Source organism: [Anoxybacillus] calidus (genome assembly GCF_013760845.1).
Lineage (GTDB): Bacteria > Bacillota > Bacilli > Bacillales > Anoxybacillaceae > Paranoxybacillus > Paranoxybacillus calidus.
The window spans coordinates 419365-440049 of record NZ_JACDUU010000001.1 but is presented as its reverse complement, the minus strand read 5'-3'; the positions used below and the strand labels follow the sequence as shown (position 1 = coordinate 440049).

Below are 20685 nucleotides of genomic sequence, written 5' to 3'. Positions count from 1 at the left end.
TTTTCTAACATAAAAGCAAAAATATTCCGTTATTTAGAATCAATTTATGCCTCTTAGGAATTTATTACAGATTGTATTCACTATTCGGGGCTATTAATGCCTTGTTTCCTTTCCTTGTTCGTTCCGTGTAATTTTTGACCTGAATGTGATAAAAAAACTCCTGAAGCGCACCATCTAATAACATGAAAAAATCCACCTTTGCATAGAAAGTCAATTTCTTATGCATTGGATGGATATCGTAACGCAGGATGATGATTTTTTAGAATGTATGTAGCTTGTCGACTTTGTCTACAGTCTGAAAGGAGCAGCATGTATGCTGCTCCTTTTTTGCATATCTTTACGATCCAGCTGAATAAGATGACAGTAAGCCATCTTTTTATCAGCTCATGGTCTGATGAGCATCGTAGAGGAGTGAAAGGATGTCAAGCTACATATTTCCTAAGTTATCAACGGAGCAAATGATTTCGATCATCAGAAATGGACTTCCAAAAACCCAAATCCCGAAGAAGATTATCATTATTGGCGCAGGTATGGCAGGACTAGTCGCGGCCTCATTGCTTAAGCAAGCTGGACACCACGTGACAATTCTTGAAGCTTCGGAGAGGGTAGGAGGACGAATCTATACGTTGCGATCCGATTTTAGGGATGATCAGTATCTTGAAGCTGGCGCGATGCGTATTCCTCATATTCATTTTTTGACTTTGGAATATATAAACAAATTCCGTCTTCCAGTTAATAGGTTTTTCAACAGTACTCCTAACGATATTCTCCATGCTAGAGGGATCAAAACTCGTTTAAAGCTGTATGAACAGAACCCTGATATTTTTGGCTTTCCGGTAGCCCCACATGAAAGAGGGAAAACGGCTACGGAGTTGCTTCAGTTAGCAATCAAACCTGTGACAGATTTTATTAACCAAAACCCACGGAGAAATTGGCCTTTGGTCATAAAAGAATTTGATAAATACTCGATGCAAACTTATTTGAAATATAACCCAGTTGGAGTCTCGTTATCTCCAGGTGCCATCGATATGATCAAAGTAATTCTTTCACTTGGAGGATTTCTAGAGCTTTCTTTCCTGGAAATGTTACGTGAACTAATGATTTTGTTTACCCCTAATATTCGTTTCTATGAAATTACGGGTGGGAACGACCAACTTCCTAAAGCATTTGTCCCTCAATTGAAAGAGAATATCATGTTTGGACAAAAGGTGAGGAAAATTGTGCAGCACGACAACCAAGTAACGATTCATTCGGTCCATACAAAAATCTTGGAGCCATTCCAAATCACCGGTGATCTTGCGATTGTGACCATTCCTTTTTCCATCTTACAATTTGTGGAGATTGAACCACACGACTCTTTTTCTTATAATAAATGGAAGGCGATTCAAGAACTTCACTATGTGGGCTCTACAAAGACAGGCATCCAGTTTAAAAGTAGGTTCTGGGAAAAAGAAGGCATGTATGGTGGGAAAACCGTTACTGATCTCCCGATTACGTATAGTCAATACCCGAGTCATAACCTCGGTACAACAGGATCGGGTGTTATTTTAGCTAGTTATACATGGGAAGATGATGCGATACCTTGGGACAGTTTGGACAGTGAATTTCGCATGGAATATGTATTAAAAAACTTGGCCACCATACATGGTAAACAAGTATATCGTGAGTTTGAAACAGGAACAAGCTTCAGTTGGGTTCGAAATCCTTATTCTGGCGGAGCTTTCACGATGTTTAAACCAGAGCAAGCAACCGAACTATCTCCTTATATTTCCACTCCTGAAGGAAGGGTTCATTTTGCTGGCGAACATGCTTCAACTACCCACGGTTGGATCCAAGGTGCAATCGAGTCCGGAATACATGTTGCATATGAAGTCAATAATTTACCAAAAACCCCATATAAGTCCTAATGACCAATAAAAAAGAGGGTAATGGTGTAGAAACACCCCCTCCCATTCTGTATGTAATTATACTTTTACCCGGTTTGTACAATACTAAAACTTACAATGATTAACAGGAGCGTTAACATCATTCTCGTTATCGATCATCATCTTATTGCGAACTCCCATTTACGTTAAAAATGGTGACGAGTTTTTATTTTGCTAAATAGAGTGAGAAAAGGAGAATACTATGCTAACAAACGATTTAGATTTTCGATTAGAGCCACGTTTGAAAGAACTTTATGAACAACATAAAGAACGAGCAAAGAAGATTGATTGGGGCTATCATGAGTTTTTACCATGGGATAAGGGAATGGACTTTAAAAGAGTTCCTTGGGATGAAAGTCAAGTTACTCTTCCTTCCGGTGTGATTACTGCTATTGAAACCGCTCTATTAACAGAAGTAAACTTACCATGGTTTACTACCTATTTATCCGAAACCTTTAAAGGATCCCTTTCTGTTATTACGGATTTTATCCATACTTGGACTTCAGAAGAAGATCAACATTCTGATTTATTAGAGACTTATTTGCTGCTCACGCGAAATGTTAATCCTAAACGGTTACATGAGTTAAGAAAATCAGTCGTTGAGAATGGATTTACGGCTAATTTTCATACACCAATTGAAGCGATGACGTATACGACGTTACAAGAGCTTGCAACGATGGTGTTTTACAATAATGTAGCCAAGGTTGCAAGCAAGCATGATCCAGATCTTGCTACGTTATTACGCCGTCTTGCCAAAGATGAGACACTTCATTATGCGTTCTATCGGGATGTCATTCGGGAGCATTTGGAATTGGAACCCAATTATTGCTATCACATTGCCAACGTGATTATGAATTTTAAAATGCCAGGTGCTGTGATGCCTGACTTTGAAAATCGAATGGCTGTCATTGCAAAAGAAGCGAATTATGGTCCGCTTCAATATTTTGATCAAGTGCTTGATGTCATTGTTGATTATTGGAGATTAAAAGACTTGCGACCAATTGCACCTCTAGCTGAAAAAGCAAGAATTGAGATCTTAGAGTATCATGCAAGATTGAAAAAAATACGTGATAGATTTTCAAGGAGCAACAAATGAATATTCTTAGACTTACAATCTGTCCATGTGTCAGAGTCTGAACCTTTGCTTTTATCGTTTTACAACAAAAAGCTCATGCTCGGCGAAAAGACGCTTATCTACGCAGAAATAGTTGGAAAGTGCTGCGATTCAGCGAGCGCATGATATCAAGATTTAGCGGCGGTTATTGAGAGAATTGAGTAGGATGTTAACTGGTAAACACGCTCCATCGTCGAACTGAAACTGCGCCTGTTGCGCATTGTTAATTCCATGTATGACGATTGCTACACGCAAGAACATGCGATTAACGCGTTAAAAGGCGTAATTAGGGGATTGGATAAGTCAGAGCTTAACATTTATTATATTAAGTCCCTTCACAACGTTAGACAGACGTTTTGGTTTACCCAGAGATTACAAAAAATTGCCCCGTAATTTTTATACCAGGGTTGAACATATTTTGTAGTAATTGATAGCAGCATAAGAAAATGGAAATAGATATGAGCTTGAGAGGCCAGCGCAATCAAAAAGAGCCAACTCCTTAGTCGACTTCTTTGATTTTTGAAAGTATCAATATACCCCATCAGCGCAATAATAAACTCGGGGGGAATAATAGTGGTTACTCTTTTTATTTCCATTTTCATCTTTAATCTTGTTGCTTTTCTCATGAAAAAGAAGTTATCTCCATATGAATATTACTCTTCCATTTTATTTAGTTTATTTGTTTCAGAATTTGTCGATCGATTTACAGATAAATATAATTGGTATTACTTTTTTGAACCTTATTTCATTGAAGGAAAAACTTTATTAGTGGTTTTTGGAATATATCCTGCTGCTACAATGCTTATCATAAACTGGTATCCTTATCACGGTTCAAAAAAAGCAAAAATTTTATATTTGCTTTTGTGGTCCATCTTCTCTACCTTTTACGAGTGGATAGCGCTTAAAGCAAATTTTTTGCATCACAATAAATGGAATTTATGGTATTCCGCCATATTATATCCGTTTCTTTATGGAATGCTCATATGGCACCTCAAATTTATTCATTGGTTAACGTCAAAACAGCAATAAAAAAGTAAGTAACATATGGGGAAATGTTTATTATTATAGTTCGCCGAAAGAACATGCGGTTATTATGATTTAAACAGGAGTCTAGTGTTTATTAAACCGTCTGTAACTTGCAGGCGGTAAAATTTTCGGTTATAATACGAACGTATATTCGCTTTTTATTAACGGAGGGGATTCGAATGAAAATCGAGACAGCCGATATGTGCGATTATTGCTGCAACTTATTCGAAAAGTCGGAACTTATCGATATTACAATTGATGGACGGGATATTAATACATACTGCCGCGAGTGCTGGGATTCGCATATCCGCGACGTGGTTATCAAATTAACCGATCAATATGAAGAAGCGCGTAAGAAATACGCAACAAAATAAGCGCTTGCCAACGTTAGGCAGGCGTTTTTTACTTTTGTTTGTTAAGGCTCCGAGGTATAACAACAAAATCCCCGTGACATCAACGCATAATTACCGTTTGGTCAAACGGGACAAAACGTTGATATAACGGGGATTTCCGTAAATGTAACGTCCCAGGAGAGATTCGAACTCCCGACCGACGGCTTAGAAGGCCGCTGCTCTATCCTGCTGAGCTACTGGGACACAGTATAAAATGATATTTGATTTTATTGCTACTTTTTCAATTTCTAGCGCTATCCCAATCTCAGTAAGCTTATTCAAGACGTAGTTCGATTGGTACGCTGTAGTCATTCCAAAAATGCTTACTCGGACGTACTGAGCTATGGAACATTTCATATGGTGGGCCTAAGTGGACTTGAACCACCGACCTCACGCTTATCAGGCGTGCGCTCTAACCAGCTGAGCTATAGGCCCTTCATGGAGCGGGTGATGGGAATCGAACCCACGACATCAGCTTGGAAGGCTGAGGTTTTACCACTAAACTACACCCGCACTATGGAGGCGGCACCCGGATTCGAACCGGGGGTAAAGGTTTTGCAGACCTCTGCCTTACCACTTGGCTATGCCGCCATTTGAAAAGCGGAAGACGGGACTCGAACCCGCGACCCCCACCTTGGCAAGGTGGTGTTCTACCACTGAACTACTTCCGCATATTGGCTGGGCTAGCTGGATTCGAACCAGCGCATCACGGAGTCAAAGTCCGTTGCCTTACCGCTTGGCTATAGCCCATTGAATCTTCTTCACGAGATGCTTCCTTGAGTATGCTACATGATTCAGCATCGCAGGATGATTTCACAAATTTCAGAAGGAAATTGGGGAAATCATCCGACATTGACTTATTTACCTTACAAATACTATATAACGTCTCTTGACTCAACACCGCAGAATTATTTCTGAAATTTCTACAAGGAAATTTCGAAAATCATTCGACACTAGTATAACAAATACCTAAATGGACCAATTGAAATGGGGCGACTAGTGGGAATCGAACCCACGAATGCCAGAGCCACAATCTGGTGCGTTAACCACTTCGCCATAGCCGCCGTCTCTTGGCAGGGGCAGTAGGAATCGAACCCACACCGGAGGTTTTGGAGACCTCTGTTCTACCATTAAACTATGCCCCTATCACTCTTTTTGTGCTCATTGTAAAATGGTGGAGGGGGACGGATTCGAACCGCCGAACCCAAAGGGAGCGGATTTACAGTCCGCCGCGTTTGGCCACTTCGCTACCCCTCCAAATATTTTAAAAGCAAGCAAGAATTATTATATTCAAATAAAGGGGGTTGTCAATATATTTTTACATATAAAAATTCAACAAAAACGGCTTGATAGGATCATGACTTCCTCAATCTACCACGTTCTATTGTTTTTGTCAATATATTTTCGATTGCGACAACCTACAAATCATATCATAGCGAGTTTTTTATTATTTACGTATAATTTTATCATAACCCTTAAACTTCATCGGTACATTACATAAATCTGAAAGGAGGATTTCCTAAAATGAAGCGATCTTTTGTTGAATTGTTGAACGCTTATCGCCAACTATGGTCAAATCGTTCGTTAGCAAATGACCAAAACTTAAACGAGGAAAATAGCCGACAGTTATTGCTTGAAACGATCGAGAAAGAACTTCGCGATGAAATGACGCATCCACGCGTGCGGCAGTCTCCTGAAGTGAAATTTTATATCGCGCTGCAGCGAATTATGCTCTCCTCCTTAAGCGATCATGAAAAACTCGAGTTAATTAAACTGCATCTTGAAGTTATGAATAAAATTAGTCATTATTGAACTTCCTTCAACTGCACCGTAAAAGAGCCGCCCATGGCTCTTTTTTTCACATAAAACGGCGATTTTCGCAAAAAATATGTAGCGAATTCATTCTTTAGGAGGGATTTTTATGTCGTTAATTCCGTACGATCCATTCCGTCATTTCGATACGATAAGACGCGATTTTGACCGTTTCTTCTCAACCGATTTTCCTTCATTATTTTCCCGCTTTGAAGAACATATGAGCATGCCGCGCATCGATATGCACGAAACAGACCATGAATACATTGTTTCTTGCGACCTACCAGGCCTTGAGAAAAAAGAAGATGTGAACATTGATGTGAACAATAATGTGTTAACAATTAGCGGCACCATCCAGCGCAACCAAGATATAAAAGAAGAGCAACTCCATCGCCGTGAACGCTTTTTCGGACGGTTCCAGCGTTCCATTACTTTGCCAACTAACGCTTCTACCGAAAACATAAAAGCATCGTATAAAAATGGCGTGCTTGAAATCCATATTCCGAAAACGACTTCCCAACATAAAAAGCGCGTCGATATTGAGTTTCATTAATAATATGTCATAAAAAAGCTGTCTCATAAGGGTCTGACCTCACACAAGCCATCAATGATATAGGGGGTGTGTAGTCTGACCTATTCTTTTTGAGACAACCTCTGTTCAGCTACTGCCTTCGCGAATCATTTGGGCATTATGACCTTTTTGGAAATATTTCTGTGTGTTGAGCAGCAAATTTTTGCGGTAAATTGAAACAATCTTATTTTCTAAAACGTATAAAAAAGGCAGAATTAGCACACCTTGTCTATAAAAGGAGCGTTGTTAGTAATGGAAACAAGAGAATTTTTGGAAGAAGAACTCAAGAAACTAGAGTGCTGGGAACAAGAACAAAAAGATTTATGGTTTTGGGAAAGGCTTGGACGACTGCCTTTTAAAATATTAGATAAACTGACCCCGTCCTTCATTCATAAAAAGGTCGGTCAGCTTCTTGATGAAATTGGCAGCTATATTCAAACCGGTGGACAATATCTCGTTCAAGAACAAAAAATATTGAGTAAATTTGCCCAAAATGATACGATTCCACCATTGGAGCAGGTAAAGCATTTTCCTATTGAAACAATGGACCGCGTCTGTGACGAAATCGTGCAATCCCGCACCACGTTTGCTCAATATCAAGGCGCAACAACCGGTGTCGGCGGCATTTTTACGCTTGCAATCGACATTCCTGCACTACTTGGTCTTGCTTTAAAAACATTACAAGAAATCGCAATTGCTTACGGATACGATCCAAAAGAAAAAAAGGAACGAATTTTTATTATTAAATGCTTACAATTTTCCTCCGCTGACATTGTCGGCAAAAAAGCGATTCTCGAACAATTAACGTCTATTCATCATGAACATCAACAAGTTTTTTCACAGCTGCAAGGTTGGAGGGAAGTGGTGGTGACCTTCCGTGACCAATATGGTTGGAAAAAGCTTTTTCAACTGATTCCTATCGTCGGTATTATCTTTGGCGCCATCTTAAATAAATCAATGATTGAAGGCATTGCTGAATCAGGAAAAATGTTATACCGCAAACGGCGAATTTTAGAAAAACTTTCAGAAATGAAAAACAGTGTCTAAGAAAAATTCTTGACACTGTTTTTCTCAATTATATGCTTATTTTTAACAATGACTCATCGCATGGAACCGTTGCGTCATGCAGCGCTTGTTCCAATTCTTCACTATACGCCTGCTTTTGTTCTTCCGTCCAGTTTAAAATACTGGCCATATAGTTGATGACCGGCTTCTTCCATCTCCGCACCCAATCAATATTGAAAAACAGCGCTCCAGTCCGGCGAATAAAATAATCGACTGGCTTAACAGTCATCTCCTCTTCTATTGCATAGACAAGGGTTGCAAATATGTCTCGTGGTATCCCGCTCTCTTCATTATATTTTTCGCCAATTTCAAAAAGCTGATCTACATTCGCTCCATATTGTTTCGCCAGCTGTCTTCCTTGTTGTTCTGTAAAACCGTACTGCCGCGCTTCTATCGCCTTTTTCTCTACAAACTGTAAAAAAGCATGGGAAGAACCGACATTCCCACCGGAAATCGGCAATGTTTTCGTTTGGCATGGTTTAAATGTTCCGTATCCTTCTTCACTCCATTGCTTCATTACTAAGTCGACAACCGTTTCGGCCATTTTTCGATATCCTGTTAATTTCCCGCCTGCAATAGTAATCAGCCCTGATGGAGACTGCCAAATCTCGTCTTTACGGGAAATTTCAGAAGGCGCCTTCCCTTCTTCATGAATGAGCGGACGCAATCCCGCCCAGCTCGATTCGATGTCTTTTTCTGTAAGGTGAACGCTTGGAAACATTCCATTAATAGCGTTTATTAAGTATTCACGATCCTTTGATGTCATTTTTGGATTGGCAATATCTTCGTTATAAAACGTATCCGTTGTGCCGACATATGTTTTTCCATCGCGTGGAATGGCAAAAACCATACGCCCATCTTGTGTATCGAAATAAATCGCCTGCTTTAGCGGGAACCGTTTTTGATCAATCACGATATGAACTCCCTTTGTTAAGCGAAGCGTTTTTCCTGATTTTGAACCGTCCTTTTCGCGCAATGTGTCTACCCAAGGACCAGCCGCATTAATAATTTTTCTCGCATATACGTTGTAAGAGTGCAGGCTGATTTGATCGACACAGCGCACACCGATCACTTTCTTTTCTTCATAAAGAAATTCTTCGACTTTGACATAATTAACTGCATGCGCTCCGAGTTCTGCCGCTTTTTTTATGACTTCCATCGTTAGCCGGGCATCGTCGGTTCGATATTCAACATAATAGCCACCACCAAGAAGACCTTCTTGTTTCAAAAGCGGTTCCTTTTTCAACGTTTCTTCAACGTTCAACATTTTCCGCCGCTCACTTTTTTTCACGTCCGCCAAGTAATCATACAATTTCAGTCCAATCGATGTCGTAAATTTGCCGAACGTCCCTTCTTTATAAATCGGCAATAACATCCATTCCGGAGTCGTAACATGCGGACCATTTTCGTAGACGATGGCTCTTTCTTTACCAACCTCGGACACCATTTTGATTTCAAACTGCTTTAAATAACGAAGCCCGCCATGAACAAGCTTTGTGGAACGGCTCGAGGTTCCAGCTGCAAAATCCTGCATTTCAACGAGTGCGGTTTTCAAGCCTCTGCTTGCCGCATCTAACGCAATGCCGCATCCGGTAATCCCCCCTCCGATAATGAGCACATCGTATACACTTTCATTCATTCTCTCTAAAAACATTTGACGTTTTCTACTTGAAAACATATTCCAAACTCCCCCTTAAAAAATAAAAAGAGACCACTACAAACATGACAAGCCGACACTTATCATGCATGTATGGTCTCTCCTGTTCTCCTGACAAAATATTAACTTATTTTTATTATAGCATAAATTTTTCATTTATCTAGTAAAAATTTTCGCTAAACTCACCGCAACAAAACATCTTTTTCGTGTTGTCAAATGCACTTGCCACTGATAAAGACATAGCTGCTCTTGGCTTGCAAGCACTGATATTAATTCCGCGTTTTTTAAACTTTTCCACAACACGGCGAACCCGATTTTTTTCTGCAACTTCCTCTCGTTGGAAATGATCCAAGATTTCTCTCACCTTTCATCAATAAATTTGAAACATATGTACAAATGTCCTACCAACATCTTCTGCTTCAAATCCATTATAAAATTCGCAAATAATAGTGAAATTTTGACCTTTGTTCTTTAAACAGCTTCTCTTTTCCATTTCTACTTTAATAAGACGTATTTGAACGAAAAAAGTTTCATTTATTTTTATAAAGTCACTTTTTTATGGTTGATGCATAGACTAAATTGAAAATCTGATGAACGGTCATGAAAGGAGTTGCCTGTTGTGAGTGAACAATTTCAACCACCAATCAAGAAGAAACAAGACACTGATGCGCTTCAACATTTGTTGGACATAGTCGAGGAATTTTTCGATGAGCGCCCATTGCAAAAAATGCTGGAAACGCTTGATGACTATTTCCAGCAGACGTTTAAGCAAACATATATCCCAATTGACGTTCATGAAACAAAACAAGAATACATCATTACCGCTCATCTTCCGAATGTAAAGAGCAATCAAATTGAATTAGAGTTTATTGACGATCATTTAATTTTGACTGTGAAAAACAATGAAACGATTGAATCAGTAAATGAACAGTCTCACACTTATCAGAAAAAACAAACTTATCAAAATATTAAACGAACGATTCCATTGCCTTACCCAGTTTCAGAAAAAGAAATAAAAGCATCGCTTCACGATGGAAAATTAGTCATTCGTTTCCCACAGCGACGAAAATTGATTGATGTGGAAGAAAACTAAACGTAGAACAAATCAATAAACGAGGCTGCCCTCGAGTAAAGTGTCAGACCACACGACCACCATAAACAATGTATTATGATGTGTGAGATCAGACACTGATTGAGGCAGCCTTAATTTTTATGAGATTTACTGCCGTATTTTGCATTTTCCTCTGGCGTCGGATCGTTTTGAATGTTGAATTCTTTGGCAAATTCATTGCTTAGCTTATTGTTCGGATATTTGTTTTTTCGTTCGCGATTATCATTGCGGTTTGTCATCATTTCTCACCTCTTTTAATGATTTTCATTCAATAGTTTACACGTTCTCATCTATGTTTACTCTCACAAATTCTTCCGTTTCACTCATACATACTTTCCGCTTTGTTTCGTCACTCTAGTTCTAGGAGGTGTTGTAAATGGATAAGCATGAAGACAGAAGTTTTCACCGAATCATTGCTGAACCGTCGACGGAAGTGAAGCTTGTCATCAAAACGAACTTAGACCCACAAACAATAACAGAAGAAAATCCATACATTGACAAAGGAAATAAAGCCAGTGAAGAATTGAAAGCATTTTTTGAGGAGGAGAAAAAATAGTGGAAAAGACGTTAGCTTATTTACGTGAGATTTTATCGAATTATACAGAACACCATGATCAAACTCCTCGTATCATTTATCATAAGTTGATAAGGAACCCGTATAGAAATGAAGGAGAGTTTGTCCGTGATTTATCACAAAAAGAAGTCGCGTTTTTAGATCGCATTCTTCCGGATGAAATAAAATATGCGATGGATGAGCAAGATTTTGAGCGTGTATATCAATTGAATGAAGTTTATGAGCTTTTATTGTAGAACCGCGGTGAACGACATACCGCGGTTTTTTCGTCAATGATGACATTTTTATCTCCGCAATATGCCTAACACCAGCTCTCGTCTATAACCATATCATGAAATTTTAAACGTTTGCGACAGCCCTTTAATCATTGAGCCTACCTGGTTGACAGCATTCACCATCTGCCCCATTGTATTCATCATTTTATTAATATCAAATGTTCCATCTTTTGTTTTAAACTGCGACATGATGGACTGCCATCCAGGCGCTTGCGGCTTGATTGGCGAATACGGCTTCGGATAAGGAGTTGGATACGGTGAAGCAGAAGGTTGCTGCCACATTGAATGATATGGAGGTCCTTGATAATATGGAAATGCTTGCTGCATGTGCCAAGGATGCGATACATCATAATACGGGAAAGCTGATGAAGGCGCTGGAAACATGCCGGATTGTGGATAACGATACATTGAAAATTCCTCCCCCGAAAGTTAGGCTGCTATCAATGTATGACATTTACCTCAAAAAGGTGAAATAAAAAATATGTCACGAATTGTCGGAAGTTTCAATTTTTTGAATTTACATAAATTCTTTACTTTTATGATAAGATGGATAAAAAGGAAGTAAGGGGGAGTTGTACGTGAATGTACTGGAATTAAAAATGAATTTTATTTCCGTCAGAAATTATGAGCCGGCCGATGTTAACGAATTACTTGATTTCGCAAGACAAGCTTACCTTCGCGGACAAATGACAATTGCCCAATACCGCGATATCATTCGCGAATTAGAAGCAGCAGGGGCATGTACTCCCCACTATAAAGGTGAATATGTTGGCTTATAAGTAGCAATAAAGGGGCTGACTTAAAAGTGTCTGATCTCACGCGAAATCCATCATATATAGTATTCTTATCTAACGTTATGTACTATATGGGATCTGACACTTTCTTTAGAGTCAGACCCTTTTTATGTATATTCATACTCCAGAAATGCCATAGTAAAAAAGAAAAGGAGGCGTTCATCATGGGTAGAGGCGTTCATTTTAACCATAAACGTAAAGGACATAAACAAGAAAAACCAAAGTACGGCACAAATGTTCCTCCAAAAAACACGGAAAGAGTTGAGTTTGCGATTGAACCTGCCGCAAGTGAAGAAAATCGTCCTGTTTCCATTAACGTAGAAAAAGATTTGTAGCGTTTGCACATCGTTTCATGAACAATATGCACAAACACCGCTGAATTAAGGGAGGAAAATTCTTACATGAAAAAACCTCCCTTTATTTTATGATACGAAATAAAAAGACCCCTGCTCATTTCTTTTGCGGGGGCATTTCCTGTAGACGTTCAATGATAAGCATCAATGTATACTCAATCGACTGATGCAACTGCTTGATTCTATGCAATTTTACTGTTGGGTAAAAGATTTCAACCGATAATTTTTCGATGTTTTCACTCACTGCTTCAATTTGCAGAGGGTATATATGTTTCGGTTTCTCATGGTGCACCCATTGTAACGCTATGGCTTTCCATGTATCTGTGACTTGTTTTACTTCATCGGCAAACGGTTTTACCGTGCCAAAAAAATCAGACTCATTGCTGCTATGCTGTGTCTGTTCGGCAATGACCAGCATGCGATGATTATACTCAAGCAGATTCTCTGTAAGTTGTCGAAGTTGTTGATTCAATGATATCACCTCATGTTGTTTAGCAATAACTGAAGTTATGAACTGAATGCCGACAGCGGGACAGTGTTTTGAAAAACATCTGCTTGTTTCATTGTTTCGCTGTCTAAATGATTTTCCACCTTTTCCAACCGTTTTGTCAATTCATGAATATGTGCTTCTTTTTGTTTGCAATGTTCTACAATAACAGAGTGAATGATATCATCCATTTTATAATCAATCTCCTGCATTAATTGAAAAATCTCATTCAACTGCTTTTCTACTTCTTCCTTTTTCACCCAGCGCATTTCCATCTTTTCTCCTCCCCCAATCCCTCTTTGGCTATTAAAATTCGCTATTTCCTTTTCCCTCCCTGCCTAGACGACAAAACTAGAAGGTATTCGGCAAAGAAAGTGGTATACTCTTTCATATCGCGGCGTTTCGACAAATAACACCTCGTATAAATATTTTTGACAAAAAAGCTTGTCTTATGGTAACCGTTATTACTGTGACAGTATTTTTCGTTAACTGCCAAATGATTTACATTCCATTTTTCCCGTGCTGTGATATAATTATAGGCATTCAAAGGAGATGAGCCGTGATGTTCAAATATCCCGGGGGAAGAGTTTATCATCAGGTAAATAACCAAGCGAAGCCTGCTTCTCCGCTTGAAACAAATTACGCAAATCGCGGAATGACACTAGAAAACGACTTGAATGCTACGAATGAATTTTATCGGGAGCATGGCATTGCTGTTATTCATAAAAAGCCAACTCCTATCCAAATCGTTCATGTTGACTATCCAAAGCGGAGCGCTGCCGTCATTAAAGAGGCTTATTTTAAACAGGCATCCACTACCGACTATAACGGAATATATAGAGGAAGATATATTGATTTTGAAGCAAAAGAAACGCGGAATAAAACAGCGTTCCCGCTGCAAAACTTCCATGAACACCAAATTCATCATATGAAACAAATTCTTGAACACGACGGCATTTGTTTTGTGATTTTACGGTTTACTACATTAAATGAAACATATCTTCTGGATGCGAAACACTTGCTCACGTTTTGGCATCGCCATCAAACTGGCGGCCGAAAATCGATTGCCAAGCATGAAGTCGAACAATACGGCCATTACATTTCGCTTGGCTATCAACCACCGATTGATTATATTAAAATAGTAGAAAAAGTCTACTTTAACGAGGCGTCCGTTTAAGAGTGAATTATAACGGACCGTTAGCGCAAAATTAATCTTTCAAATATTAGAAAGGCAGGATTGGCTTATGACAGAGGAATATCGTTCTCGTGTAGAACGTAAACAAGCAAAAAAGCAGCAATCTAAACCAAAGAAATCAGGAAAACAAAAGAAGGGTTCTTTCTTGAAAAAATTAGTATTGTCATTGCTTTTATTAGGAACTATCGGCATGGTTAGCGGCATCGCTACATTTGCCTATTTTGTCATGGATGCTCCACCGCTTGATGAAGCAAAAATAAAAGATCCTCTATCATCAACCATCTACGATATGAATGGCAATAAAATTGCTGAACTCGGAAGCGGTGGGGAAAAGCGAACTTACATTTCCTATAAAGAAATACCGAAAGTGTTAGAGGAAGCTGTATTAGCGACAGAAGACGTGCGCTTTTACGAACATCACGGTCTCGATTTTATCCGTCTTGGTGCCGCTGTGATCGCCAACGTGAAAGAAGGATTTGGGGCAGAAGGTGCTAGTACCATTACCCAGCAAGTTGTTAAGCTTTCGTTTTTATCTCCAGAAAAAACGTTAAAACGGAAAGCTCAAGAAGCATGGCTGGCATTTCGCCTTGAACAAAAATATTCGAAACAAGAAATTCTAGAAATGTATCTAAATAAAGTTTATTATTCCAACCGTATCTACGGAGTTAAAAAAGCAGCAGAGTTTTATTTCAATAAAACTGATTTGAATGACTTAACCCTTGCGGAAGCAGCATTGCTCGCTGGTTTACCGCAAAGTCCAAACAATTATAATCCATACCAACACCCGGAAGCTGCAGAAAAACGGCGCAATGTTGTATTATCTTTAATGGAAAAACACGGGTTTATCACAAAAGAAGAAGCAGAGAAAGCAAAAAAAATACCTGTCAAATCGATGCTTGCAGAATATAAACAAGATACGGCTATTCCATACGATGCATTTATCGATCAAGTCATTAAAGAAGTAACTGACGAAGCAGACGTCAACGTTTTCGAGGACGGCTTAAAAATTTACACCACATTAGACCCTGATGCACAACAATATGTCGAAGACTTATTAAACTCTGACGAATATTTCACAGACAAAAAAGATTTACAGGCAGGCATTGCCCTTCTTGATACAAAAACGGGAGAAATTCGCGCTCTTGGCGGCGGACGCGATAAAGACGGAGTCGCGTTCGGATTTAACTTCGCGACAGAAAAAGTCGGTCAGCCTGGTTCGACCATTAAGCCGATTCTTGACTACGGTCCAGCCATCGAGTATTTAAAATGGTCGACATACCATCAGCTTGTTGATGAACCGTACTCTTATTCCGATGGAACACCAATTAAAAACTGGGACGGTTCATACGAGGGACAAATGTCAATGAGAGTCGCCCTAGCTAAGTCACGTAACATTCCAGCATTAAAAGCGTTACAGGAAGTGGGCTTAGAACGCGCGAAAAAATTTGCGAATAAACTAGGCATGGGGCTCGACGAAATATATGAGTCATATGCAGTCGGAGGTTTAAGAGACGGAGTTTCTCCATTGCAAATGGCAGGTGCTTATAGCGCTTTCGGCAATAATGGAGTGTACATTAAGCCTCATGCTGTCAAAAAAATTGTCTTCCCAGACAACACAGAAATCGATTTAACGCCTGAACCAAAAGCAGCGATGAAAGACTATACGGCGTACATGATCACAGATATGTTAAAATCCGTCGTGAAATCAAGTGTAGGTACGGGTAGACTTGCCAACGTTCCTGGCTTGCATATTGCAGGAAAAACAGGAACAACTAACTACGATAAAGAAACAAGACAAAAGTTCGGCTTGCCGGAAGGAGCTGTTCCAGATAGCTGGTTTGTCGGTTATACACCGAACTACACAGCCGCTGTGTGGACCGGATTCAGCAAGCGCAGCGATGAAGCGTATTTATCAACGAGAGAACAAAAAATTCCGCGCTTACTGTTTAGAGAAGTAATTAGCCACGTTGACAACGGCGAAGGCGGAGACTTCAAAATGCCGAAAAGTGTTGTTAAGCTGCCGATTAAAATTGGAACAAATCCTCCGATGATTGCCAGCAAATATACGCCTGAAACAGAAATTGTCTATGAATGCTTTGTCAAAGGTGCAGAACCTACTAAAGTAGCGGAAGATAAGCCTGAACCATTAAGCCCTGTAACGAATCTGCAAGCAGTTTATGATGCTGCTACTAATTCCATTTCTTTATCATGGGGCTATAATAGCGAAAAATTAGAAGACGTTACTTTTGAGGTTCGTATTACAAATGACAAGGGAGAATCGCAAGTTCTCACCGCTTCCGATTTAGCATTAACGCTGACTGGACCAACTCCAGGCGCTGTTTATACGTTCGAAGTAACTGCCGTTCATGAGAAAGAACAACAACGCAGTGAAACTGTCTCAACAACTGTCACTGTCCCAGGAGAAAACACCGATGACCAAAATAATGATTCAGAAGAACAGCCATCACCTGAGGACAATGTACCTGATGATAATTCACCTGATAACAATTTAGACAATAACGGACAGCCTAACGGAAACGGAAATGAGGATGACGACGGAGATGAAGACAATGGAGGTAACGGAAATAATAGCGAACAACCTGGGGATCATGATGACCAACCAACACCACCGCAACCAGACCCAACTACTCCACCGCCAGGAAATAATAACGGGAATGGCACAGGCACAGGAGACGGCGGTAATAATTCAGGGACGGAACCAGGTACAAATAATCTCCCTAATAGACCGAGGGCTTCTGGAAGCGTAGAACAACAGCAGTGAAGTAAATAATTAATTGTCTTCTCTCCACTAAAAAAGGGCTATCTCATCAATAATGAGATAGCCCCTTTTTGCTAATAGCCAAGTTTTTGTAATAAAGTTTGGTCAGCTCATTAAACAATTCTCCCAACTGGATAAAAGAGTGGTATAAATCACATTTTGCAAAGATAAACTGTAGACGCTCAACACAATTCATCGGCTTGATTCGTAATGTATTGACTTCTCTTTCCCAATTGGCAATGCCTTTGACCCGCGTCCCATTTAACCAATATAAACATGCCATGAAGTATGATATCGCCCGAGTCATTGGTTCTCTTGCGGCTTTTCGATCACGATTTTGAAAAAGGATGTCAAGTTGCTCTCTTTTTTCTTTCCATAGCTGCAATACAGCTGGTATCGACTGCCCGATATCCTTCCACGGCTCGTTTTCCACAAATTCTTTACATGCAAGAATATCGTAATAAAAATAAAACTTTTTCATCATCAGCGGAAATGGCGCTAACTCGGTTGTTTCAATCGTTTCTCCTTCCCGATAAAACAATGGATGGACAAACTCATTCGGTACGCGCAAGATGATCACCTCTTGATTTCATCCGCTTCTTTCCCTCTCTACATAATTCAAGCAGCGGACACACATGACATTGCGGTGATTGCGCTTTACAATGATAGCGTCCAAAAAAAATCATGCGATGATGCGTAATGGACCATTCTTCTTTCGGAACTTTCCGCATGAGCGTTTCTTCCACTTCCAACACAGAATCTTTCCAGCGGCAAAACCCCAACCGTTTGCTGACCCGCTCTACATGAGTGTCAACCGCAATGGCTGGCACTCCAAAAGCAACGGAAACAACAACATTGGCTGTTTTTCGCCCAACTCCTGGCAGTTTCATTAACTCATCGCGATCCTTAGGCACCTCGCCGTTATATTTCTCGAGTAACATCTGACAAAGTTTTTGAATATTTTTCGCCTTATTGCGGTATAAACCGATTGAGCGGATATCCTGCTGAAGCTCCTCTAAAGAAACTGCTAAATAATCCTCCGGCTTTTTATATTTTTGAAATAGCTGCCTTGTTACTTTGTTTACTAGTGCATCCGTACATTGTGCCGACAATACAACCGCAATGAGAAGTTCAAACGGATTACTGTGTATAAGCTCGCAATGAGCATTCGGAAACATTTGTGCCATCTTATCTAGACAATAACGAATTTGTTGTTTATTAAGCAAAACAATCCCCTTCCTGCTTTTTTATACAGAGAAACCAGTTGTGAGTTCCAAAGCCTAATTCCACAGAAAAAACGAGAGACGTTTTTCTCTCGCTCAAGACTGCTCCAGCCAATTATAAAAAGGAACTGTGCGTTTATATTCTCCTTGCGTTTGCGCTTGCTTTGCTGATTGTTGGTGTTTGCGGAATTTCTTTCCGTAACTTTGCGCCTGTTCAATCGTACGAATACCGTTCTTTTTCCATTCAAACAAAATGCGGTCAATATAGCGAAAATTCAATTTCCCTGATAATACAGCTTCCCGAAGGGCTGTTTTAATAATCATAGGATCATGTCCATCTTGGTCCATCCACATTGCTAACGTTTCACACTCAAACGGAGAAAGCGGCCGGCCAAACTCTTGCTCAAACATCGTATATAAGCTTTTTTCCTCTTCTTCATAGCGCTCTTTTTCTCCATAAAATGCTTCCGATAAAAGATGGTGAACGAGCTTCTCCCATAGAGGCTTCAGCGAATACTTTTCAATGCGAATGGCACGCTCATCGACATGCTCCTCAATAGCAAGCAATCCCTTTTGGATAAGTCGTCTTACTCCTTCCATGCATTCAGCAGGACTAATCGTCATTTTCTCAGCAATTTGCGCCGGAGTCGGAAACAATACTCCGCTTTCAATATACGAATGAATATGCAGCAATAACATAAACTCCGTTTCCGTCAGCCCCATTTTTTTGTAATGGTTCAACAGCAACTTCGGAATTGCAATGCTTCCTTCAGCCAACCATTCCGCCATTTTTTCTTTGTTCATTGGAACACACCTCAACTATAAGTATAGCATGAACATTTGACACCCGGATGTTACTTGCTATTTTATTTTTTCAAAAAAATCAACGCTTCATAGACAAGAAAGAGGCTGTCTCATCAAGGGCTGACTCCCTCGAACCATTACAATATTTAAGGGCGTTTTCTCCATTGCCCATATATATTGTAGTTGAGGGGCCTGACCATTATGTTTGAGACAGCCTCATGTTTGTGCAATTACGGATACAGGCGGTTTAATAAACGAGGGAATGGAATCGTTTCCCGAACGTGTTCTACACCTGTAATCCAAGCAACCGTGCGTTCAAGTCCTAAACCGAATCCAGAGTGAGGAACTGAGCCATACTGGCGCAATTCTAAATACCACTTGTATGCTTCCATCGGCAGGTTATGCTCTTCAAGGCGCTGCTTTAACAATTCATAGTCATGGATACGCTCTGAGCCGCCGATAATTTCTCCATATCCTTCCGGTGCAATTAAATCAGCACATAATACGACATCTGGACGTTTTGGATCCGGCTGCATATAGAACGGTTTTAATGTTGTTGGGTAATGCGTAATAAATACTGGTTTATCAAAGCTTTCTGCAATCGCCGTTTCATGCGGGGCACCAAAATCGTCTCCCCACTCGATATCATTAAATCCTTTTTCATGAAGCAGTTTAATCGCTTCATCATATGTAATGCGTGGGAACGGCGGTTTTACAAGTTCAAGCTTAGATGTGTCACGTCCAAGCGTTTTCAATTCAAGCTGACAATTTTTTAGAACAGATTGAACAATATGTGACACATATTCTTCCTGTACTTTTAAATTGTCTTCAAATTCATAAAACGCCATTTCCGGTTCAATCATCCAGAACTCAATTAAATGACGGCGCGTTTTCGATTTTTCCGCGCGGAATGTCGGTCCAAACGAGAACACTTTCCCAAGCGCCATCGCCGCTGCTTCCATATACAACTGACCACTTTGAGAAAGATAAGCATCTTCATCAAAGTATTTCGTGTGGAATAATTCTGTTGTTCCTTCTGGAGCACTGCCTGTTAAAATTGGTGGATCTACTTTTACGAAACCGTTATTGTTAAAAAATTCGTATGTAGCACGAATGACCTCGTTGCGAATTTTCATAATCGCATGCTGGCGTTTGGAACGAAGCCATAAATGACGGTTGTCCATTAAAAATTCAACACCGTGCTCTTTTGGAGTAATTGGATAATCCACAGCTTCGTGAATAATTTCTAAGTTTGTTACTGATAATTCATAGCCAAACGGAGAACGTTCATCAACGCGAACCGTACCTGTTACATACAAAGATGTCTCTTGAGTAATCGACTTAGCCATTTTAAATACTTCTTCACTCACTTGCGATTTCTCAACAACACCTTGAATAAAACCTGTCCCATCGCGTAATTGCAAAAACGCGATTTTCCCGCTTGAACGTTTGTTCGCAAGCCATGCACCAATCGTTACTTCTTGCCCTACATATTTACTTACTTCAGCAATTGTTGTTTTCACGTACA

The 20685-nt window shown here is 39.9% G+C and carries 24 protein-coding genes and 9 tRNA genes; 14 read left to right on the top strand and 19 right to left on the bottom strand.

Translation table 11 applies throughout. The features are described from left to right. The first annotated feature begins 419 nt into the window (after window positions 1-419). From HNQ85_RS02485 to HNQ85_RS02470, 4 genes are all read left to right on the top strand, one after another. Window positions 420-1907, top strand: coding sequence for a flavin monoamine oxidase family protein (locus HNQ85_RS02485; RefSeq protein ID WP_181535874.1), 1488 nt, complete (start codon window positions 420-422; stop codon window positions 1905-1907). Window positions 1908-2127: 220 nt separating this feature from the next. Then, a complete protein-coding gene (locus HNQ85_RS02480) occupies window positions 2128-3021 on the top strand; it encodes an acyl-ACP desaturase (protein WP_181535872.1) in 894 nt (297 codons plus the stop codon). Between the two features lie 591 nt (window positions 3022-3612). Next, on the top strand, window positions 3613-4068 hold the full coding sequence (locus tag HNQ85_RS02475; protein ID WP_181535870.1) for a CBO0543 family protein: 456 nt from the start codon (window positions 3613-3615) through the stop codon (window positions 4066-4068). A 176-nt stretch (window positions 4069-4244) separates the two neighbouring features. After that, window positions 4245-4439 carry a hypothetical protein gene (locus tag HNQ85_RS02470; protein ID WP_181535868.1) on the top strand — a complete coding sequence of 65 codons (195 nt, stop codon included), beginning with the start codon at window positions 4245-4247 and terminating at the stop codon, window positions 4437-4439. 148 nt (window positions 4440-4587) lie between these two features. On the opposite strand, the gene HNQ85_RS02465 is transcribed toward HNQ85_RS02470, so the two are convergent. The 9 genes from HNQ85_RS02465 to HNQ85_RS02425 all read right to left on the bottom strand — a co-directional run bounded on the left by HNQ85_RS02465 (window position 4588) and on the right by HNQ85_RS02425 (window position 5714). Further along, window positions 4588-4661: transfer RNA gene (locus HNQ85_RS02465), tRNA-Arg, on the bottom strand. A 154-nt stretch (window positions 4662-4815) separates the two neighbouring features. Then, window positions 4816-4892, bottom strand: a tRNA-Ile gene (locus HNQ85_RS02460). Window positions 4893-4896: 4 nt separating this feature from the next. After that, window positions 4897-4970: transfer RNA gene (locus tag HNQ85_RS02455), tRNA-Gly, on the bottom strand. 4 nt (window positions 4971-4974) lie between these two features. Continuing rightward, window positions 4975-5048, bottom strand: a tRNA-Cys gene (locus HNQ85_RS02450). Window positions 5049-5056: 8 nt separating this feature from the next. Further along, window positions 5057-5128, bottom strand: a tRNA-Gly gene (locus HNQ85_RS02445). Window positions 5129-5132: 4 nt separating this feature from the next. After that, a tRNA-Gln gene (locus HNQ85_RS02440) sits at window positions 5133-5207 on the bottom strand. A 238-nt stretch (window positions 5208-5445) separates the two neighbouring features. Next, window positions 5446-5521 (bottom strand) — tRNA-His (locus HNQ85_RS02435). A gap of 7 nt (window positions 5522-5528) precedes the next feature. After that, window positions 5529-5602: transfer RNA gene (locus HNQ85_RS02430), tRNA-Trp, on the bottom strand. A 27-nt stretch (window positions 5603-5629) separates the two neighbouring features. Further along, window positions 5630-5714: transfer RNA gene (locus HNQ85_RS02425), tRNA-Tyr, on the bottom strand. A 267-nt stretch (window positions 5715-5981) separates the two neighbouring features. Between HNQ85_RS02425 and HNQ85_RS02420 the strand changes: the two genes are divergently transcribed. The 3 genes from HNQ85_RS02420 (at window position 5982) to HNQ85_RS02410 (ending at window position 7887) form a co-directional block, all read left to right on the top strand. After that, window positions 5982-6269, top strand: a complete 288-nt coding sequence (locus HNQ85_RS02420; protein WP_181535866.1) for a hypothetical protein — start codon at window positions 5982-5984, stop codon at window positions 6267-6269. Window positions 6270-6378: 109 nt separating this feature from the next. Continuing rightward, entirely contained in the window at window positions 6379-6822 is a 444-nt protein-coding gene (locus tag HNQ85_RS02415) for an Hsp20/alpha crystallin family protein (protein WP_181535864.1), read from the top strand. A 270-nt stretch (window positions 6823-7092) separates the two neighbouring features. Next, on the top strand, window positions 7093-7887 hold the full coding sequence (locus HNQ85_RS02410) for an EcsC family protein (protein ID WP_181535862.1): 795 nt from the start codon (window positions 7093-7095) through the stop codon (window positions 7885-7887). Between the two features lie 28 nt (window positions 7888-7915). Here the strand turns inward: HNQ85_RS02410 and HNQ85_RS02405 are convergent, their stop codons facing one another. Both HNQ85_RS02405 and HNQ85_RS02400 read right to left on the bottom strand, forming a co-directional pair. Continuing rightward, on the bottom strand, window positions 7916-9583 hold the full coding sequence (locus HNQ85_RS02405) for a glycerol-3-phosphate dehydrogenase/oxidase (RefSeq protein WP_181535860.1): 1668 nt from the start codon (window positions 9581-9583) through the stop codon (window positions 7916-7918). 139 nt (window positions 9584-9722) lie between these two features. Next, a complete protein-coding gene (locus HNQ85_RS02400; protein ID WP_181536519.1) occupies window positions 9723-9914 on the bottom strand; it encodes a hypothetical protein in 192 nt (63 codons plus the stop codon). Between the two features lie 267 nt (window positions 9915-10181). Here HNQ85_RS02400 and HNQ85_RS02395 point away from each other — a divergent pair, with 267 nt between their 5' ends. Further along, on the top strand, window positions 10182-10655 hold the full coding sequence (locus HNQ85_RS02395; protein WP_181535858.1) for an Hsp20 family protein: 474 nt from the start codon (window positions 10182-10184) through the stop codon (window positions 10653-10655). Window positions 10656-10765: 110 nt separating this feature from the next. Here the strand turns inward: HNQ85_RS02395 and HNQ85_RS02390 are convergent, their stop codons facing one another. Beyond that, window positions 10766-10915 carry a hypothetical protein gene (locus HNQ85_RS02390; RefSeq protein ID WP_181536518.1) on the bottom strand — a complete coding sequence of 50 codons (150 nt, stop codon included), beginning with the start codon at window positions 10913-10915 and terminating at the stop codon, window positions 10766-10768. Between the two features lie 134 nt (window positions 10916-11049). Between HNQ85_RS02390 and HNQ85_RS02385 the strand changes: the two genes are divergently transcribed. Beyond that, complete coding sequence (locus tag HNQ85_RS02385; RefSeq protein WP_181535856.1) at window positions 11050-11229, top strand: hypothetical protein; 180 nt, start codon at window positions 11050-11052, stop codon at window positions 11227-11229. Continuing rightward, a complete protein-coding gene (locus tag HNQ85_RS02380; RefSeq protein ID WP_181535854.1) occupies window positions 11229-11483 on the top strand; it encodes a sigma-G-dependent sporulation-specific acid-soluble spore protein CsgA in 255 nt (84 codons plus the stop codon). The genes HNQ85_RS02385 and HNQ85_RS02380 overlap by 1 nt, the downstream gene beginning before the upstream one ends. A gap of 93 nt (window positions 11484-11576) precedes the next feature. On the opposite strand, the gene HNQ85_RS02375 is transcribed toward HNQ85_RS02380, so the two are convergent. Beyond that, window positions 11577-11930 carry a YppG family protein gene (locus HNQ85_RS02375; RefSeq protein ID WP_181535852.1) on the bottom strand — a complete coding sequence of 118 codons (354 nt, stop codon included), beginning with the start codon at window positions 11928-11930 and terminating at the stop codon, window positions 11577-11579. Between the two features lie 170 nt (window positions 11931-12100). On the opposite strand from HNQ85_RS02375, the gene HNQ85_RS02370 reads away from it, so the two are divergent. After that, entirely contained in the window at window positions 12101-12301 is a 201-nt protein-coding gene (locus tag HNQ85_RS02370) for a YppF family protein (RefSeq protein ID WP_181535850.1), read from the top strand. 179 nt (window positions 12302-12480) lie between these two features. Beyond that, window positions 12481-12651, top strand: coding sequence for a hypothetical protein (locus tag HNQ85_RS02365; protein WP_181535848.1), 171 nt, complete (start codon window positions 12481-12483; stop codon window positions 12649-12651). Between the two features lie 115 nt (window positions 12652-12766). On the opposite strand, the gene HNQ85_RS02360 is transcribed toward HNQ85_RS02365, so the two are convergent. Beyond that, window positions 12767-13141 carry a YppE family protein gene (locus HNQ85_RS02360; RefSeq protein ID WP_181535846.1) on the bottom strand — a complete coding sequence of 125 codons (375 nt, stop codon included), beginning with the start codon at window positions 13139-13141 and terminating at the stop codon, window positions 12767-12769. Window positions 13142-13176: 35 nt separating this feature from the next. Continuing rightward, complete coding sequence (locus HNQ85_RS02355) at window positions 13177-13431, bottom strand: hypothetical protein (protein ID WP_181535844.1); 255 nt, start codon at window positions 13429-13431, stop codon at window positions 13177-13179. A gap of 284 nt (window positions 13432-13715) precedes the next feature. Here HNQ85_RS02355 and recU point away from each other — a divergent pair, with 284 nt between their 5' ends. Further along, on the top strand, window positions 13716-14333 hold the full coding sequence (gene recU, locus HNQ85_RS02350) for a Holliday junction resolvase RecU (RefSeq protein WP_409994107.1): 618 nt from the start codon (window positions 13716-13718) through the stop codon (window positions 14331-14333). A 67-nt stretch (window positions 14334-14400) separates the two neighbouring features. Continuing rightward, on the top strand, window positions 14401-17133 hold the full coding sequence (locus HNQ85_RS02345; protein ID WP_181535840.1) for a transglycosylase domain-containing protein: 2733 nt from the start codon (window positions 14401-14403) through the stop codon (window positions 17131-17133). 46 nt (window positions 17134-17179) lie between these two features. Here the strand turns inward: HNQ85_RS02345 and HNQ85_RS02340 are convergent, their stop codons facing one another. From HNQ85_RS02340 to asnS, 4 genes are all read right to left on the bottom strand, one after another. Beyond that, on the bottom strand, window positions 17180-17710 hold the full coding sequence (locus tag HNQ85_RS02340; RefSeq protein WP_343046471.1) for a YpoC family protein: 531 nt from the start codon (window positions 17708-17710) through the stop codon (window positions 17180-17182). After that, window positions 17685-18356 carry an endonuclease III gene (nth, locus tag HNQ85_RS02335; RefSeq protein ID WP_181535836.1) on the bottom strand — a complete coding sequence of 224 codons (672 nt, stop codon included), beginning with the start codon at window positions 18354-18356 and terminating at the stop codon, window positions 17685-17687. Before nth ends, HNQ85_RS02340 begins: the two co-directional genes overlap by 26 nt. A gap of 93 nt (window positions 18357-18449) precedes the next feature. Next, a complete protein-coding gene (locus HNQ85_RS02330) occupies window positions 18450-19157 on the bottom strand; it encodes a DnaD domain-containing protein (protein ID WP_181535834.1) in 708 nt (235 codons plus the stop codon). Between the two features lie 230 nt (window positions 19158-19387). Beyond that, complete coding sequence (asnS, locus tag HNQ85_RS02325; RefSeq protein WP_181535832.1) at window positions 19388-20680, bottom strand: asparagine--tRNA ligase; 1293 nt, start codon at window positions 20678-20680, stop codon at window positions 19388-19390. Window positions 20681-20685 lie beyond the last annotated feature (5 nt).

Excerpts from the sequence above, each read along its gene's own strand:
- HNQ85_RS02420 (WP_181535866.1), top strand. The coding sequence starts at position 5,982 with ATGAAGCGATCTTTTGTTGAATTGTTGAACGCTTATCGCCAACTATGG.
- HNQ85_RS02485 (WP_181535874.1), top strand. The coding sequence starts at position 420 with ATGTCAAGCTACATATTTCCTAAGTTATCAACGGAGCAAATGATTTCG.
- HNQ85_RS02345 (WP_181535840.1), top strand. The coding sequence starts at position 14,401 with ATGACAGAGGAATATCGTTCTCGTGTAGAACGTAAACAAGCAAAAAAG.
- HNQ85_RS02375 (WP_181535852.1), bottom strand. The coding sequence starts at position 11,930 with ATGTATCGTTATCCACAATCCGGCATGTTTCCAGCGCCTTCATCAGCT.
- HNQ85_RS02415 (WP_181535864.1), top strand. The coding sequence starts at position 6,379 with ATGTCGTTAATTCCGTACGATCCATTCCGTCATTTCGATACGATAAGA.
- HNQ85_RS02355 (WP_181535844.1), bottom strand. The coding sequence starts at position 13,431 with ATGGAAATGCGCTGGGTGAAAAAGGAAGAAGTAGAAAAGCAGTTGAAT.
- HNQ85_RS02410 (WP_181535862.1), top strand. The coding sequence starts at position 7,093 with ATGGAAACAAGAGAATTTTTGGAAGAAGAACTCAAGAAACTAGAGTGC.
- HNQ85_RS02480 (WP_181535872.1), top strand. The coding sequence starts at position 2,128 with ATGCTAACAAACGATTTAGATTTTCGATTAGAGCCACGTTTGAAAGAA.
- HNQ85_RS02365 (WP_181535848.1), top strand. The coding sequence starts at position 12,481 with ATGGGTAGAGGCGTTCATTTTAACCATAAACGTAAAGGACATAAACAA.
- HNQ85_RS02405 (WP_181535860.1), bottom strand. The coding sequence starts at position 9,583 with ATGTTTTCAAGTAGAAAACGTCAAATGTTTTTAGAGAGAATGAATGAA.
- HNQ85_RS02385 (WP_181535856.1), top strand. The coding sequence starts at position 11,050 with ATGGATAAGCATGAAGACAGAAGTTTTCACCGAATCATTGCTGAACCG.
- HNQ85_RS02470 (WP_181535868.1), top strand. The coding sequence starts at position 4,245 with ATGAAAATCGAGACAGCCGATATGTGCGATTATTGCTGCAACTTATTC.
- HNQ85_RS02330 (WP_181535834.1), bottom strand. The coding sequence starts at position 19,157 with ATGAACAAAGAAAAAATGGCGGAATGGTTGGCTGAAGGAAGCATTGCA.
- HNQ85_RS02390 (WP_181536518.1), bottom strand. The coding sequence starts at position 10,915 with ATGATGACAAACCGCAATGATAATCGCGAACGAAAAAACAAATATCCG.